Raw genomic sequence first — 17,254 nt, 5'->3', positions numbered from 1 at the left:
ACGCTCCGGTCAGCCGACGACTGTCCAGGTGTCCCGGCCCGCCAGGAGCGTGCCGAGGTCGCCCTTGCCCTGCTGCTGCATAGCGTCCTCGAGCTGATCGGCCATCAGCTTCTCGTAGACCGGACGGCGTACGTCCCGCAGCACGCCGATCGGCGTACGGTGCAGGGTGTCCGGGTCGGCCAGTCGGGAGAGCGCGAAGGCCGTGCCGGGCGACTCGGCGTGCGCGTCGTGCACGAGGATGCCGTCCGTGCCGTGCTCGGCCACCTCGACGATCCGCAGTTCGCCGGTCGCCGGGTCGCGTATGACACCGCGCTCGCCCAGACCGTCCTGGGCGGGGAGCCCGAACCGGATGGGTTCGCCGTGCTCCAGCCGGATGACCGCCTCCTGCGCTTGCTGCTTGTCCTTGAGGACCTCGAAGGCGCCGTCGTTGAAGATGTTGCAGTTCTGGTAGATCTCCACCAGCGCCGTGCCGGGATGGTCGGCCGCGGCCCGCAGCACCGAGGTGAGGTGCTTGCGGTCCGAGTCGACCGTGCGGGCCACGAAGGACGCCTCCGCGCCCAGGGCCAGCGACACCGGGTTGAACGGCGAGTCCAGCGAGCCCATCGGGGTCGACTTGGTGATCTTCCCCGGCTCCGAGGTGGGGGAGTACTGGCCCTTGGTGAGGCCGTAGATCCGGTTGTTGAACAGCAGAATCTTCAGGTTGACGTTCCGTCGCAGGGTGTGGATCAGGTGGTTGCCGCCGATCGACAGGGCGTCCCCGTCCCCGGTGACCACCCACACCGACAGGTCCCGGCGGGCGGAGGCCAGCCCGGTCGCGATGGCCGGGGCCCGACCGTGGATGGAGTGCATCCCGTAGGTGTTCATGTAGTACGGGAAGCGGGACGAGCAGCCGATCCCGGAGACGAAGACGATGTTCTCCTTGGCCAGCCCCAGTTCCGGCATGAAGCCCTGCACCGCGGCCAGCACGGCGTAGTCACCGCAGCCGGGGCACCAGCGGACCTCCTGGTCCGACTTGAAGTCCTTCATCGACTGTGTGCCCTCGGCCTTCGGGACCAGGGACAGCGGTTGCTGGCTGTCGTCCTCGGCGAGGGGAAGGCTCCCTGTGAGGGTGCCGGACAGGTGCTCAGCCATTTGTGATGGCCTCCTTGAGAGCGTCCGCGAGCTGCTCCGCCTTGAACGGCAGGCCGCGGACCTGGGTGTAGGACTCGGCGTCGACGAGGTATGTGGCGCGTACGAGGGTGGCCAGTTGGCCGAGGTTCATCTCCGGCACGAGCACCTTGTCGTAGCCGCGCAGTACCTCGCCCAGGTTCGGCGGGAGGGGGTTGAGGTGCCGCAGGTGAGCCTGTGCCACCCGGTCNCCGACGACTGTCCAGGTGTCCCGGCCCGCCAGGAGCGTGCCGAGGTCGCCCTTGCCCTGCTGCTGCATAGCGTCCTCGAGCTGATCGGCCATCAGCTTCTCGTAGACCGGACGGCGTACGTCCCGCAGCACGCCGATCGGCGTACGGTGCAGGGTGTCCGGGTCGGCCAGTCGGGAGAGCGCGAAGGCCGTGCCGGGCGACTCGGCGTGCGCGTCGTGCACGAGGATGCCGTCCGTGCCGTGCTCGGCCACCTCGACGATCCGCAGTTCGCCGGTCGCCGGGTCGCGTATGACACCGCGCTCGCCCAGACCGTCCTGGGCGGGGAGCCCGAACCGGATGGGTTCGCCGTGCTCCAGCCGGATGACCGCCTCCTGCGCTTGCTGCTTGTCCTTGAGGACCTCGAAGGCGCCGTCGTTGAAGATGTTGCAGTTCTGGTAGATCTCCACCAGCGCCGTGCCGGGATGGTCGGCCGCGGCCCGCAGCACCGAGGTGAGGTGCTTGCGGTCCGAGTCGACCGTGCGGGCCACGAAGGACGCCTCCGCGCCCAGGGCCAGCGACACCGGGTTGAACGGCGAGTCCAGCGAGCCCATCGGGGTCGACTTGGTGATCTTCCCCGGCTCCGAGGTGGGGGAGTACTGGCCCTTGGTGAGGCCGTAGATCCGGTTGTTGAACAGCAGAATCTTCAGGTTGACGTTCCGTCGCAGGGTGTGGATCAGGTGGTTGCCGCCGATCGACAGGGCGTCCCCGTCCCCGGTGACCACCCACACCGACAGGTCCCGGCGGGCGGAGGCCAGCCCGGTCGCGATGGCCGGGGCCCGACCGTGGATGGAGTGCATCCCGTAGGTGTTCATGTAGTACGGGAAGCGGGACGAGCAGCCGATCCCGGAGACGAAGACGATGTTCTCCTTGGCCAGCCCCAGTTCCGGCATGAAGCCCTGCACCGCGGCCAGCACGGCGTAGTCACCGCAGCCGGGGCACCAGCGGACCTCCTGGTCCGACTTGAAGTCCTTCATCGACTGTGTGCCCTCGGCCTTCGGGACCAGGGACAGCGGTTGCTGGCTGTCGTCCTCGGCGAGGGGAAGGCTCCCTGTGAGGGTGCCGGACAGGTGCTCAGCCATTTGTGATGGCCTCCTTGAGAGCGTCCGCGAGCTGCTCCGCCTTGAACGGCAGGCCGCGGACCTGGGTGTAGGACTCGGCGTCGACGAGGTATGTGGCGCGTACGAGGGTGGCCAGTTGGCCGAGGTTCATCTCCGGCACGAGCACCTTGTCGTAGCCGCGCAGTACCTCGCCCAGGTTCGGCGGGAGGGGGTTGAGGTGCCGCAGGTGAGCCTGTGCCACCCGGTCGCCGGCCCGGCGCACCCGGCGTACGGCGGCGGTGATCGGTCCGTACGTCGAACCCCAGCCCAGCACCAGCAGCCGGGCCGGTCCCTCGTGCTCCGCGCCGGGGTCGTCGACCTCGATCGAGGGCACCTCGACGCCGTCCACCTTGGCTTGCCGGGTGCGGACCATGTGGTCGTGGTTGGCCGGGTCGTAGCTGATGTTCCCCGTGCCGTCCTGCTTCTCGATGCCGCCGATCCGGTGCTCCAGCCCCGGGGTACCGGGCACCGCCCACGGACGCGCGAGGGTCTGAGGGTCCCGCTTGTACGGCCAGAACACCTCGGTGCCGTCGTGCAGTTCGTGGTTCGGGCTCTGGGCGAACTGCACCCGCAGGTCGGGCAGCGAGTCCACCTCGGGCACCCGCCAGGGCTCGGAGCCGTTCGCCAGATAGCCGTCGGACAGCAGGAAGACCGGGGTGCGATAGGTCAAAGCGATACGGGCGGCGTCCAGCGCGGCCGTGAAGCAGTCGACCGGGGTGGCCGCCGCGACGATCGGCACCGGCGCCTCGCCGTTGCGGCCGTACATCGCCTGGAGCAGGTCGGCCTGCTCGGTCTTGGTGGGCATGCCGGTGGAAGGACCACCCCGCTGGATGTCGATGACCAGCAGCGGCAGCTCCAGCGACACGGCGAGGCCGATCGTCTCGGACTTCAGCGCGACACCCGGGCCGGAGGTGGTGGTCACGCCGAGCGCGCCGCCGAAGGAGGCGCCCAGCGCGGCCCCGATGGCGGAGATCTCGTCCTCGGCCTGGAAAGTGCGCACACCGAAGTTCTTGTGCTTGGACAGCTCGTGCAGCACGTCCGAGGCCGGGGTGATCGGGTACGAGCCGAGGAACAACGGCAGGTCCGCCTGCTGAGACACGGCGACCAGTCCGTAGGACAACGCGAGGTTCCCGGAGATGTTGCGGTACGTCCCCGGAGGGAAGGCGCTGGTGGCCGGCGCCACCTCGTAGGACACCGCGAAGTCCTCGGTGGTCTCGCCGAAGTTCCAGCCGGCCCGGTACGCCGCGATGTTCGCCCGCGCGACCTCCGGCTTCTTCGCGAACTTGGTACGCAGGAACTCCTCGGTGGAGTCGGTCGGCCGGTTGTACATCCAGGACAGCAGTCCGAGGGCGAACATGTTCTTGGACCGGCCGGCGTCCTTACGGCTCACCTCGAAGTCCTTCAGCGCCTCCACGGTCAGCGTGGTCAGCGGCACCCCGTGCACGTTGTACGCCGTCAGCGAACCGTCCTCAAGAGGGCTGGCGTCGTACCCCACCTTGGCCATCGCCCGCTTGGTGAACTCGTCGGTGTTGACGATCACCTCCGCGCCATGCGGCAGGTCGTGCAGGTTCGCCTTCAACGCGGCCGGGTTCATCGCCACCAACACGTTCGGCGCGTCCCCCGGCGTGAGAATGTCGTGGTCGGCGAAGTGCAGCTGGAAGCTGGACACCCCGGGGAGCGTCCCGGCCGGCGCTCGGATCTCGGCCGGGAAGTTCGGCAGCGTCGACAAGTCGTTTCCAAAGGACGCCGTCTCCGAGGTAAAACGGTCCCCCGTGAGCTGCATACCATCGCCCGAATCCCCCGCGAACCGGATGATGACCCGATCCAACTGCTGGATTTCCTTCGCGTCCGGCGACGGCTGCCCGGCTGGGCTACTGACCTGACTGGTCACGGTAATTCCGACCTCCTCGAAGCGGCTGCTCCACCGTAATCCTACGGGGCGGAGAACCCGGCACCTCGGCCACATGGTGGACGATCGCATGAGACGATCGGTGTAGATTCCGAGTGGCTCGACCCTCCACCCCCTCCCGCCTCCGCGGACTCAGGAGTTCAGGTAGGTCAGCACGGCCAGCACCCGACGGTGATCTCCGTCACTCTGGGACAGCCCCAGCTTCAGGAAGATGTTGCTGACGTGCTTCTCCACCGCGCCGTGGCTCACCACCAGCGTCGCCGCGATCGCGGAGTTCGTGCGCCCCTCCGCCATCAGCTGGAGCACCTCACGCTCCCGTGGCGTGAGCCCCGCCAGCACGTCCTGCTTACGGCTGCGCCCCAACAGCTGGGAGACCACCTCCGGATCCAGCGCGGTGCCGCCCTCCGCGACCCGCACGACCGCGTCGACGAACTCGCGCACCTCGGCGACGCGGTCCTTGAGCAGGTAGCCGATCGAGTGGGTCGAGCCCGCCAGCAGCTCCGTCGCGTACTCCTCCTCCACGTACTGGGACAGCACCAGCACCCCGAGGGTCGGATACGTCGCGCGCAGGCGCACCGCCGCGCGTACGCCCTCGTCGGTGTGGCTCGGCGGCATCCGTACGTCGGCCACCACCACGTCCGGCGCCGTCCCCGTTTCGGACAGCTCGGCGACCGCCTTGATCAGCGCCTCGCCGTCCCCGACGCTGCCCACCACCTCGTGTCCACGATCCGTGAGGAGGCGCGTGAGGCCCTCCCGGAGCAACACCGAGTCCTCGGCGACGACCACACGCACACTGTCCTCCATGTGTTCCGGGCCGGAACGCTGGCCCAGCCCCCGATGTGACGTCCCTGATGTGACGCCCCTGATGTGACGCACCCAGCTTCCCAGACGGGAACACCCGCGCGGAGGTTGTTCGTACGGCCCGTCCGTTCGGTGGAGGTTCCGACCAGGCGCGGAGCCGTACGGGAGGGCAGTACGGAAGCGAGGCCGGGANGCGAGGGTCTGAGGGTCCCGCTTGTACGGCCAGAACACCTCGGTGCCGTCGTGCAGTTCGTGGTTCGGGCTCTGGGCGAACTGCACCCGCAGGTCGGGCAGCGAGTCCACCTCGGGCACCCGCCAGGGCTCGGAGCCGTTCGCCAGATAGCCGTCGGACAGCAGGAAGACCGGGGTGCGATAGGTCAAAGCGATACGGGCGGCGTCCAGCGCGGCCGTGAAGCAGTCGACCGGGGTGGCCGCCGCGACGATCGGCACCGGCGCCTCGCCGTTGCGGCCGTACATCGCCTGGAGCAGGTCGGCCTGCTCGGTCTTGGTGGGCATGCCGGTGGAAGGACCACCCCGCTGGATGTCGATGACCAGCAGCGGCAGCTCCAGCGACACGGCGAGGCCGATCGTCTCGGACTTCAGCGCGACACCCGGGCCGGAGGTGGTGGTCACGCCGAGCGCGCCGCCGAAGGAGGCGCCCAGCGCGGCCCCGATGGCGGAGATCTCGTCCTCGGCCTGGAAGGTGCGCACACCGAAGTTCTTGTGCTTGGACAGCTCGTGCAGCACGTCCGAGGCCGGGGTGATCGGGTACGAGCCGAGGAACAACGGCAGGTCCGCCTGCTGAGACACGGCGACCAGTCCGTAGGACAACGCGAGGTTCCCGGAGATGTTGCGGTACGTCCCCGGAGGGAAGGCGCTGGTGGCCGGCGCCACCTCGTAGGACACCGCGAAGTCCTCGGTGGTCTCGCCGAAGTTCCAGCCGGCCCGGTACGCCGCGATGTTCGCCCGCGCGACCTCCGGCTTCCTCGCGAACTTGGTACGCAGGAACTCCTCGGTGGAGTCGGTCGGCCGGTTGTACATCCAGGACAGCAGTCCGAGGGCGAACATGTTCTTGGACCGGCCGGCGTCCTTACGGCTCACCTCGAAGTCCTTCAGCGCCTCCACGGTCAGCGTGGTCAGCGGCACCCCGTGCACGTTGTACGCCGTCAGCGAACCGTCCTCAAGAGGGCTGGCGTCGTACCCCACCTTGGCCATCGCCCGCTTGGTGAACTCGTCGGTGTTGACGATCACCTCCGCGCCATGCGGCAGGTCGTGCAGGTTCGCCTTCAGCGCGGCCGGGTTCATCGCCACCAACACGTTCGGCGCGTCCCCCGGCGTGAGAATGTCGTGGTCGGCGAAGTGCAGCTGGAAGCTGGACACCCCGGGGAGCGTCCCGGCCGGCGCTCGGATCTCGGCCGGGAAGTTCGGCAGCGTCGACAAGTCGTTTCCAAAGGACGCCGTCTCCGAGGTAAAACGGTCCCCCGTGAGCTGCATACCATCGCCCGAATCCCCCGCGAACCGGATGATGACCCGATCCAACTGCTGGACTTTCAGCACCGGGGCCCTGGTGCCATCGCCGACGATAGAGGAATGTACGCTGATAGACATCGCGACCTAGTCCTTGATCTCGCAGATGACCCCACCGGAGGTCAGGCTCGCGCCCACTTCCACCGTGAGCCCCTTGATCGTCCCCGCGCGGTGTGCGTTCAGGGGCTGTTCCATCTTCATGGCCTCAAGGACGACGACCAGGTCGCCCTCCTTGACGTCTTGACCCTCCTCGACGGCTACCCTGATCACCAGGCCCTGCATAGGCGAGGTAAGGGTATCGCCGAAGAGGGAAACGCCCGGAGTCTTGTGTCGGGGACGCTTGGGACGAGCGCCGCCAACCGCCGCGGCCCGCGTGGTCCTCACGCCCAGTGAGGACGGCAGTGACACCTCCAAGCGCCTGCCACCGACCTCGACGACCACCCTCTCGCGGTCCGGTTCCCCCTTCGCTCCGACGGCCCTGAAGGGCGGGCCGAAGGCCGGGATGTCGTTGCCGAACTCGGTCTCGATCCAGCGCGTGTGGACACGGAACGGCTCGCTGGAGCCGGTGAGTTCGGGGGCGAACGCCGGGTCCTTGACCACGGCACGATGGAAGGGGATAGCGGTGGCCACACCCGCCACGGTGCACTCCACCAGCGCACGCGCGGCGCGCTGCAGCGCCTGCTCACGCGTCGCACCAGTCACTATCAGATTGGCTACGAGCGGATCCCAGCCAGGGTCGATCACGCTGCCAGACTCCACACTGGTGTCCAGGCGTACACCGGGGCCGGACGGCGCTACGACGGAGGTGACGGTTCCGGGCGTGAGCAGGAAGTTCCGGCCCGGATCTGCGCTGGTGACGCGGAACGCGATCGAGTGGCCGAGCGGATTGGGATCGCCGTAACCAAGCTCCTCGCCGTCCGCGAGGCGGAACATCTCACGGACCAGGTCCAGACGGGTGACCTCCTCGGAGACCGCGTGCTCGGCCGGGAGACAGGTGTGGATGTCCAGGAAGGAGATGGTGCCGTCCACGCCGACCAGAAACTCCACGGTGCCCGCGCCGACGTAGCCGACCTCCTTGAGGATCGCCTTCGACACCGCGTACATCCGCGCGTTCTGCTCGGTCGTCAGAAACGGCGCGGGCGCCTCCTCGACGAGCTTCTGGTCGCGGCGTCGCAGTGAGCAGTCGCGGGTGGAGACGACGACGACGTTGCCGTGCTGGTCCGCCAGGCACTGGGTCTGGACGTACCGGGGCCGGTCCAGATAGCGCTCCACGAAGCACTCGCCACGACCAAAAGCCGCCACGGCCTCGCCCGCCACCGAGTCGTACAGCTCGGGAACCTCCTCCAGGGTGTGGGCGACCTTGGGACCGCACCCGTCACCGGCGGCCGGCTTGATGACGATCGGCGGGCCGTGCTCCTTGGCGAAAGCCACCGCCTCCTCGGGTCCGGCCACCGGGTCGGAGGTGCCCGCTATCAGCGGGCCTCCGGCGCACCGCGCGACGCGCCGGGCGGTGGCTCTGTCGCCCAGTGCTCGAATGACCCGCGGCGACGGACCGATCCAGGTCAGGCCCTCGCCAAGGACGGCCTGCGCGAAGTCCGCGCTCTGGGAAAGCAGACCGTGGCCGGGATGAACCGCGTCGGCCCCCGTGGCCTTGGCCGCGACCAGCATCTTGGAGATGTTCAGGTAGGTGGTGTCCGGTGAGTCACCGCCCAGCGCGAACCCCTCATCGCCAGCCCGAACGTGCGGAGTGTCCCGGTCTGGGTCCGCGTAAACGGCTACGCTCGCGATCCCCGCGTCCCGGCATGCCCGAGCGACGCGGAGGGCGGATTCGCCATGGTCGGCGATGAGCACCTTGTGTATGGCCATGGAGACATTTCCTCCTGCGTCGAGAAGTTGCACAAGGGACTCTGTGAGCGCCACGCATCGCCAGTCAGTCGTGCTGCTCCTGAAATGACGTGGCGAGGTAACGGCCCCAACCGTCGGCCGATATCTCGAAGAACTGCCTGGTGTCGAGCTCGAGCCGTAGCTCCTGACGGAACTTGGCGAGGGTGCGCATCGCGCCCAGCGAGTCGTAGCCAAAGTCCAGCAGGTTGAAGTCACCCGTGAATTCGGCACGCGGCACACCAAGTTGCTCTGCCAGAACTCTCCAGACGTAGTCGTCGAACGCGTGCTCGCGCTCGTCGGCGGTCAGCCCGAGTGCCCACTTCAGAACTTCGTCGACCTCCTCCTGTCGCTCGGGCCCGGACTCCTCCAGGTAATCGATGTCCGACAGGATCGGCCGTACCCGCTGGGATTCCAGCAACGGTTTGACTACTTCCCAGTCAACCTCCGCGACGATGCGCTGCCACTCGCCACTAGCGAGCGCGCATCCCAGGTGAGCGAGCGCGCTTTCATGGTGAAGGGCCCGGAATCCGGTGGCGGCCTCCCGCTCCGGCTTTCCGCGCCCGCCCAACCCGCTGACCATGTCCCAGCGGCCCCAGTTGAGCGTGGTCGCTGGGAGGGCACGGGAGCGACGGTGTGCCGCGAGCGCGTCGAGGAACTGGTTAGCCGCCGTGTAGGCACCCATGTGTGTGGCTCCCCAGACGGAGGCCGTGGAGGACATGAGCGCGAAGAAGTCGAGTGGTAGATCCGCCGTCAGCTCGTGCAGCAGCCAGGCACCGTCGGTCTTCGGTCGCAGTACCTCGCGGAAGACCTCCGGTTCCGCTTCGGTCAGGTCCTGGCCGAGGGAGAGTCCCGCCGCGTGCACGACTCCGGCAAGCGGCCGAGAACCACCGCGCAATTCGGCGATGAGACCGCGCATGGCCGTCTCGTCACAGACGTCCACCGCGACGACCCGCACGTCTGCACCCCGATGCTCCAACGCCCGGACAGCCGCGACACGTTCGGCCGTTTCCGGCCTCAGGGTGCCATCGTCCCAGACTTCGCGGGGCGGGAGCCCGGTGCGGCCGACGAGTACCAGGTGCCGTGCCCCCGACTCCACCAACCAGTCGGCGACCAGTGTGCCAACGCCTCCGAGACCTCCGGTGACCAGGTAGACGCCATCCGGCCCGGCCACCCGCGTCGTCGCCGGATCGGCATCGGTACGCCGAGTCAGCCGCGGTACCAGGGACTTGCCGCCCCGCACCGCGATCTGGTCCTCGGCCGGGGCGATGTCGTACAGCAACATGGCTGCCAAGGCGTCCAGGTCCGTATCGGCCTCCGGGTCGAGATCGACACTGCCGCCCCACAGCGCGGGATGCTCCAGCGCGATGGTCTTGCCGAGACCGATCAATGGCGCGGCCCCCACCGTCAGCGGGCCACTCTCCTCGCCTGTCGCCTGAGCGCCCCTCGTCACCACCCACAGCCGGGAGTCGTGCGAGGGAACGGGAGCGCTGCCGTTCTCGACGGGTCGGGCGAGTGAGTACACGATCTGTGCGAGCGCCTCCGGGCCCAGGACGCGTGCTCTCGCCATGTCCGCGGTGTCGGCCACGTCACTGTGCGGCACATCGAGGCCCCACATGTGGACGATCCTGTCCAACGGGCCCGCCTCCCGGACGAACTCGGCAACGGTGTCGACGCCTACCGTCTCCAACCGGCCGGTACCGGTCTGGGCGACGTCAGTCGCGTAGCACATGAGGCACTCGTCACCGGCCTCCTCCAGCCGCTGAGCGAGCAGCTCGGCCATGCCGGAGGCGTCGGCGAGCAGCAGTGTGCGGCCGGGGCGCGCGAGGGCGTCGCCCCCTCGCCGAAGGGAGGTGTGGGCAGGGTGCCAGCTGAGGTCGTAGGCTCCGGTTCCCTTCGAATCGTCCCCGCCGCACGTGGTGGGGGCGCCGGTGAACGTCTCCCCCACCGGGAAGGTGTAACGCTGCCGCTCAAAGGGGTAGAGCGGCAGCTCGATCCGCTGCCAGGGGCCGTCCTGCTCGGGGGACCAGACGATCGGCGCTCCCAAAAGGTAGAGCCGAGCGAGGCTTCTGCGGATCTCAGCGGCGTCGGAACCGCCCTCGCGCACCGACGACAGCCACTGCACACTGTGGTCCGGCATCGCGCGTGCGCCCATGCCGAGCAGTGCTCTGCCGGGCCCCACCTCCAGGAAGGTGCTCACCCCGGAGTTACGAAGCGTCTCCAATCCGTCGTGGAACCGCACGGTGCCGCGTGCGTGACGGCACCAGTATTCCGGATCCCGCAGGGTGTCGCCGTCCACGAAGTCCCCCGTCACGTTGGAGACCAGGGGAAGCGTCGGTGCCCGGGGCGTGAGCGCGGCGGCGGCGCGGCCCAGTTCGGGCAAAGCGGCTTCGGTCAGGGGCGAGTGAAACGCGTGCGAAACCTTCAATCGCTTGGCGGTGACACCGCGCTCCCCCAGCTCGGCCTCGATGGCCTCGATGGCGGCGAACGCTCCGGAGAGTACGGTGCTTTCGGAACCGTTCACCGCCGCGAGGGCCACGCTGTCGCCGCGGTCGCCCACGACGTCCAGGGCGTCGGTCTCCGAGAGAGGCACCGCGAGCATGGCGCCCGGCTCCGATAGTTCGTCCATGGCCCGTGCGCGTGCCGCGATCAATGCGGTCGCTTCCTCCAACGTCAGCACGCCGGCGACGCACGCCGCGGTGATCTCCCCCACACTGTGCCCTAGGACGGCTGTCGGGCGGATGCCCCAGGACAGCCAGAGCTGGGCCAGCGCGTACTCCACAGCGAACAGCGCGGGCTGCGTCCAGCGCGTACGGTCCAGCTCGGCGCCATCGGCCGCGAACACGATGTCCAGCAGAGGCTTTCCCAGGTGGTCGCGGAGAAGTTCAGCGCAGTCCTGGAGCGCGTCATGGAACACGGGCTCGGTCGCGTACAGCTCGCTCGCCATGCCGGCATACTGGGAGCCCTGTCCACTGAAGAGGAACGCGACTTTCGGGCGGGCCCGGAGCGGCGCCCTCCCCGCTTGGGGGGTACCGGTCGCTCCTTCGGCGAAGCGACACAGCTGCTCCGCCATCGCGGCGGGCGACTCACCGACGACAGCGAGCCGGTGGGCCTGATGCGCGCGTTGAGTGTGGGCACTGTGGCACAGATCCCGCAGGGCTCCGCCGTCCGCGCTCCGGCCGAGGTCCTGGAGGAAATCGGCGTACCGGGCTGCGACGGAACGCAACGCTTCGGGGGTGCGGGCGGAAAGGGCCAGCAACTGTGCGTGCTGCGGCAACTGTCGCCGATCCTGGCCCGGATCGGGCTCTGGTGGCTGTTCAACGATGACGTGCGCGTTGGTACCGCTGGCGCCGAAGGAGCTGACTCCGGCCGACCTCGGGCGGCCGTCCTGAGGCCACGGCACCGTCTCGGTGGGAACCCGAAGATGCAGCCGGTGCCACTCCACCATCGGATTGGGCTTGTGGAAGTGGAGGTTGGGCGGGATCACGCCGCGCTGCACCACGAGGATCGCCTTGATCAGCCCGGCGATGCCCGCCGCAGCCTCCAGGTGTCCGATGTTGGTCTTGGCGGAGCCGACGATGAGCTCGTCGGTGGCGTCCCGCCCCGCGCCGAGAACCGCCTCCAGACTGTGCAGTTCGGTGGGGTCGCCGAGTACCGTGCCGGTGCCGTGCGCCTCGACGTAACCGATATCGGTGCCGGCCACTCGCGCGTCGGCCAGAGCGGAGTGGATCACGGCCTGCTGAGCAGTGCCGTTGGGCACGGAGATTCCGCTGGCCCGGCCGTCGTGGTTGAGTGCGCTGCCGCGGATCACGGCGAGGACACGGTCCGAGTCCCGCCGGGCGTCCGAGAGGCGCTTGAGTACGACGATGCCACAGCCCTCGCCACGGCCGTATCCGTTGGCGGATGCGTCGAAGGTTTTGCACCGGCCGTCAGGCGCGACCGCCTGTGACTGGCTGAGCAGCACAAAACCGTAAGGATCGAGGATGGCGTTGACACCGCCGGCGAGCACCAGTTGGGTCTCGCCCGAACGCAGACTGCGCATCGCGTGGTGGACCGCGGTCAGGGAGGACGAGCAGGCGGTGTCGACCACCTGGGCGGGCCCCTGAAAGCCGAAAGTGTGGCAGACCCGGCCGGCGATGAAACTGTTCTCTCCGAAGAGTTGGTAGCTGTCGATCGCGTCGGCGGCACCGAACTGCTGCCGCATGCGCACGTAGTCACTGGTACTGGCTCCGATGAAGACACCCGTCCCAGTCCCGTGGAGCGAGTCCGGTGCGATGCCCGCGTGTTCCAGCGCCGCCCAGGCACTCTCGAGGACCATGCGCTGTTGCGGATCCATGCCGAGTGCCTCTGCCGGTGAGATGCCGAACAGCTGGGCGTCGAACTCTTCGGCCGTCTCCACGTAACCGGCGCGGGTCACGTACGCCTTGCCCGGTACGCCCTGGTCGGGGGCCTCGTACGGTGTCGCGTCCCAGCGGTCCGCGGGGAACGGCCGTATCGCGTCCGTACCCTCGCAGAGCAGCTTCCAGAATGCTTCCGGTGTTTCCGCGGACCCCGGGAAACGCAGACCCAGCCCGACCACGGCGATCGGTTCGTGCGCCATGTGGTCACGCTCCTCCAGCGCGCCGCGGAGTCGGGACACCATGTCCAGCGCCTGGGACAGCTTGTCACCGAAGTCTGCCTGTTCCCCGGTGGATTCCGTGGACGTCATGGAAGCCTTCCTCTGAAGTGGCACGGTGTGAGAAATGTGAGGTCGATAGCGCGGTCCGTACTTCCGGTCTCGACCCTGACAGTGGCGAACCACCCTCACAAGTGGCCTTTGGTATGACTTCGAAGCGGGTTGGACCGGCCCCGACGTGTCCCAAAGGACGAGTCTCGTCCCTGAGTGCCGAACCCGAAATCATCAGTTGTACTGAAGACGGGTATCCGCCGACCCTGTTAGCTTCGCATTCAGTCGCTTCGACCTCTCGAGGAGATTCCCATGCGACAAGAGCAGGACCCAGAGAACAAATCACCGACGCTGCTCAACAATCCGGAGCATGACGTCATAATCCTCGGTGCCGGCATTGCCGGATCGATCCTCGGAGCAATTCTTGCACGCAATGGAGCGCGCGTAGTAATTGTGGATGCCGGCTCGCACCCACGTTTCGCGGTGGGCGAGTCCATGATCCCGTACACCCTGCTCGGACTGCGTATCCTTTCTGAGCGTTACGGCGTCCCTGAGATCGCGACGCTCTCCTCGTACAAGGACTGCAACAGGGACATCGGTACCTCCTTCGGGCAGAAGCGGCACTTCGGCTTCCTGCGGCACACCGAGGGCAACGAACCAAATCCGCGCGAGGGGACCCAGTTCAGCACGCCGGGCATTCTCAACCGCTCCGGTCATCTGTTCCGGCAGGACACGGACGCGTATCTTTTCAACGCGGCCGTGCGCTATGGCTGCACCACGCGGCTCGGTTTCCGCGTAGAGGACGTCGATATCGCCGACGACGGTGTCGCTGTCATCGGTGGTGACGGCACCGAGATCCGCGGCCGGTATCTGGTGGACGCCAGTGGGTTCCGCTCACCCTTGGCCGAGAAGCTCGACCTGCGTGAGAACCCCTGCCGCTTCGCGCATCACTCGCGCTCCCTGTTCACGCACATGATCGACGTGAAGAGCACGGACGAGGTGCTGCGTCACGCCAAGGCGGAGCGGCCCCCCATCCCCTGGAACTCAGGGACGATGCACCACACCTTCGATCGAGGTTGGTTCTGGGCGATCCCGTTCAACAACCACCCGGGGTCGAAGAACCCGCTGGTGAGCGTGGGCCTCACCATGGACCCGCGCAAGTACCCGAAGACCGGGTTGAGTCCGGGGGACGAGTTCCGGGAGTTCGCCTCACGCTTCCCGGCAGTCGAGCGCCAGTTCTCCAGTGCCAAGTCGGTCCGCCCCTGGATCTCCACGGATCGACTGCAGTACTCCTCCCGGCACTCCGTGGGGGCTCGCTGGTGCCTGATGTCGCATGCCGCCGGCTTCCTGGACCCGCTCTTCTCCCGTGGCATCTCGAATACGGTGGAGGTCATCAACGCGCTGTCCTGGCGACTGCTTGACGCACTACGCACCAACGACTTTTCCGCAGAGAAGTTCGAGTACGTCTCCACGCTGGAGCAGGGGCTGCTCGACTACAACGACAAGCTCGTCAACAGCGCATTCATATCCTTCGACCACTACGAGCTGTGGACCGCGGTATTCCGCATCTGGTCGTTCGGCTCCGTTGTGGGCGGGTTCCGGCTCCAGCGCGCACTGTCCCAGTTCCGCAGGACGGGCAACGTCGACATCCTCAAAAAGCTCGAAGACGTACCGAACGTGGGACTGTGGTGGCCCGACCACGCCGAGTACGGAAAGCTTTTCGACTCCATGGTCGATCAGTGCCAGCGGTTCGAGAAGCAGGAAATATCGAGCGCCACGGCAGCGGATGAGCTATACCGTCAACTCGAGGGCGCCGACTACATTCCCAAGGGGCCGGGTTTCGCCGACCGTAACGTCCATTTTCTCCGCCCGTCACCGGCTAAACTCGCCCGCATGGGGATTTGGCTCGCACGCGAGGCACCAGCCGACATCAAGGACATGATCGGCGGCGTTGCCATCGAGATGGCGAAGACCGGAGCTCGCGGGCGCCGACTTTTCTGAGCGGATCCGCAGAGAATACAAACCGAACTTCCAGCAGAAACATCGAATAGAGAGGAAAGAAGATCAGTGGAAAAAGTCAAGTTCCTGTCCTCTGAGTCATTCCAAATGATAAGGGAGCTCGGCGCGAAGCTTCCGGAGTTGCCCGATGCCGATCTGCGGATCCAGTACCTGGTGAAGGATGTTCCGCAGCGTGGCGAGGTCCGATACGGACTCATCATCGAGCAGGGCCGCATCGCGGATGTACGTGAGGGAGTCATCGACGATCCCTCATTCGCCGTCACCATGCCTTACGAGGTGAGCGTGCGACTCCACCGCCTCGAGCTGACACCGCCCGAGGCCGCCGCGTCCGGACAGGTCACGGTCGACGGGGGCAAGGACCAGCTCCCGATCATGATGAACGTCGTCGGCCGTCCCGAGTACCAGGCGATGGTCAAGGAACTCGCCGACATCACCGAGTTCTGAGGGAGCCGCGGGCTGCGGAAGCCGTTCACCGACGAACCCTCCGCAGCCCGCTCAATGTCCACCGCCCTGCGGGGGAGGGCTCGGCCTGGTAGGCCCAAGCGCGTCCGTCCTGTCGAACATCGGCTTCTTCCCGGTTCACCTGACCAGCGGAGATCTTGCATGATGAGCGCTGAACACACGGAGTGGATCACTCTCACCACCCTCGGTGGTATCGCTCTGGTGCTCGTGGTCGGAGCGGCTTTCACCGCCCTCGCGCGCCTCGTGCGCCAGCCTACGGTCATCGGTGAGATCACCGCCGGGATCTGTCTGGGACCGAGCTTGCTGGGGCTGTTGCCCGGCAACCTGCCCGAGTACTTCTTCCCCCCGGAGATCCGGCCAATTCTGAACGTGGCTGCCCAAGTGGGCCTGCTCCTCTTCATGTTCACCATCGGCTGGCACTTCGACCACACCGCTCTGCGAGGCCGACGCCGCGCGACCGGCACCATCTGGCTGAGCGCGGCCGCGCTGCCGATGGCCCTCGGATTCGCCTTGGCCGCTCTCCTGTACAGCTCCTACCAAACGGCGGACGGCGAGCAGGTTGCGTTCCCGCACTTCGCCCTCTTCCTCGGTACCGCCATATCGATCGCCGCCTTCCCGGTCCTGGCCCGTATCGTCACGGACAATCAGCTGCACCACACCCGTGTCGGGAACTGCGCGCTAGCGCTCGCCGCACTGGACGACATTCTGGCCTGGTGCCTACTGGCCGTTGTCGTCGCCCTGGCCTCCGCGTCCGGCGCGGGCACGTTCCTGGGCGTCATCGGATGGGGCGTGGTCTACGTCGGCGTGATGCTGGGAATGGTCCGGCCCGCCCTGGCCTCCGCGTCCGCCCGCGCCAGCACCGCGGCTGCACCCGTAATACCCCTCCTCACCGCTGCCGGAGCCCTCACCTCGGCGTACGTCACCTCGCACATCGGCCTACACGCCATCTTCGGGGCGTTCTTCTTCGGCCTCGTCATGCCTCGCAACGACAAACAAGAACTGCTACGCCAGTCGGCGCTGATCCCGATCGAGCACACGAGCAAGCTGCTGCTCCCCATCTTCTTCGTGGTCACCGGGCTCTCCGTGGACCTGACCTCCCTCACCGCCACCGGCGCCGCGCACACGGTCCTGATCATCGTGGTCGCCTGCGTGGGAAAGCTCGGCGGTGTACTGATCTCCGCCCGCCTGACGGGCATGAGCTGGCACGACTCCTACACGCTCGGCCTGCTCCTGAACACCCGGGGCCTCACCGAACTGGTCATCCTCAACGTTGGTCTCGGCCTCGGGCTGCTCAGTACCGAACTGTTTACCGCGATGGTGATGATGGCGCTCGTCACCACCGCCATGACTTCCCCGCTGCTGTCCCGCACCCTTCGCCGCCCCACGGCCGCCCGCCCGGTGCCCGGCGCCCGGCGAGCGGGACGTACGACCGTCCCCTCCGCTGGATCACGCTGACCGCGCAGCGCTCCCATCAATCGCCGAGCAGGAGAGAACG

8 protein-coding genes and 2 pseudogenes are annotated in these 17,254 nt (G+C 67.5%); 3 read left to right on the top strand and 7 right to left on the bottom strand.

Annotated elements, in window-relative coordinates; genetic code table 11:
• Positions 1-9: 9 nt before the first annotated feature.
• The 7 genes and pseudogenes from AN216_RS12140 to AN216_RS12115 all read right to left on the bottom strand — a co-directional run bounded on the left by AN216_RS12140 (position 10) and on the right by AN216_RS12115 (position 13,320).
• Positions 10-1,026, bottom strand: coding sequence for a 2-oxoacid:ferredoxin oxidoreductase subunit beta (locus AN216_RS12140; RefSeq protein WP_244502256.1), 1,017 nt, complete (start codon positions 1,024-1,026; stop codon positions 10-12).
• Between the two features lie 332 nt (positions 1,027-1,358).
• Positions 1,359-2,371 (bottom strand): annotated as a pseudogene (locus tag AN216_RS12135) (2-oxoacid:ferredoxin oxidoreductase subunit beta); the annotation flags it as partial.
• Between the two features lie 97 nt (positions 2,372-2,468).
• Positions 2,469-4,385, bottom strand: coding sequence for a 2-oxoacid:acceptor oxidoreductase subunit alpha (locus AN216_RS12130; protein WP_070196674.1), 1,917 nt, complete (start codon positions 4,383-4,385; stop codon positions 2,469-2,471).
• Between the two features lie 150 nt (positions 4,386-4,535).
• Positions 4,536-5,207 (bottom strand): response regulator transcription factor, encoded by a 672-nt coding sequence (locus AN216_RS31285; protein ID WP_170843106.1) that lies wholly within the window; start codon positions 5,205-5,207, stop codon positions 4,536-4,538.
• A gap of 180 nt (positions 5,208-5,387) precedes the next feature.
• Positions 5,388-6,812 (bottom strand): annotated as a pseudogene (locus AN216_RS31280) (2-oxoacid:acceptor oxidoreductase family protein); the annotation flags it as partial.
• 6 nt (positions 6,813-6,818) lie between these two features.
• Positions 6,819-8,591: an acetyl/propionyl/methylcrotonyl-CoA carboxylase subunit alpha gene (locus AN216_RS12120; RefSeq protein WP_070196732.1), complete on the bottom strand. Its 1,773-nt coding sequence runs from the start codon at positions 8,589-8,591 to the stop codon at positions 6,819-6,821.
• Between the two features lie 70 nt (positions 8,592-8,661).
• Entirely contained in the window at positions 8,662-13,320 is a 4,659-nt protein-coding gene (locus AN216_RS12115; RefSeq protein WP_070196673.1) for a beta-ketoacyl synthase N-terminal-like domain-containing protein, read from the bottom strand.
• A gap of 270 nt (positions 13,321-13,590) precedes the next feature.
• Between AN216_RS12115 and AN216_RS12110 the strand changes: the two genes are divergently transcribed.
• From AN216_RS12110 to AN216_RS12100, 3 genes are all read left to right on the top strand, one after another.
• Positions 13,591-15,279, top strand: a complete 1,689-nt coding sequence (locus AN216_RS12110) for an NAD(P)/FAD-dependent oxidoreductase (RefSeq protein WP_070196672.1) — start codon at positions 13,591-13,593, stop codon at positions 15,277-15,279.
• 66 nt (positions 15,280-15,345) lie between these two features.
• On the top strand, positions 15,346-15,741 hold the full coding sequence (locus tag AN216_RS12105; RefSeq protein ID WP_139140908.1) for a hypothetical protein: 396 nt from the start codon (positions 15,346-15,348) through the stop codon (positions 15,739-15,741).
• Between the two features lie 159 nt (positions 15,742-15,900).
• The gene (locus AN216_RS12100) at positions 15,901-17,214 is read left to right on the top strand and encodes a cation:proton antiporter (protein ID WP_244502432.1); all 1,314 of its coding nucleotides are present in this window, start codon (positions 15,901-15,903) and stop codon (positions 17,212-17,214) included.
• The last annotated feature ends 40 nt before the right edge of the window (positions 17,215-17,254 follow it).

The organism is Streptomyces oceani, assembly GCF_001751245.1.
Taxonomy (GTDB): Bacteria; Actinomycetota; Actinomycetes; order Streptomycetales; family Streptomycetaceae; genus Streptomyces; species Streptomyces oceani.
Note: the sequence above shows the minus strand (reverse complement) of the source record. Positions and strands in the feature narration are given on the sequence as shown.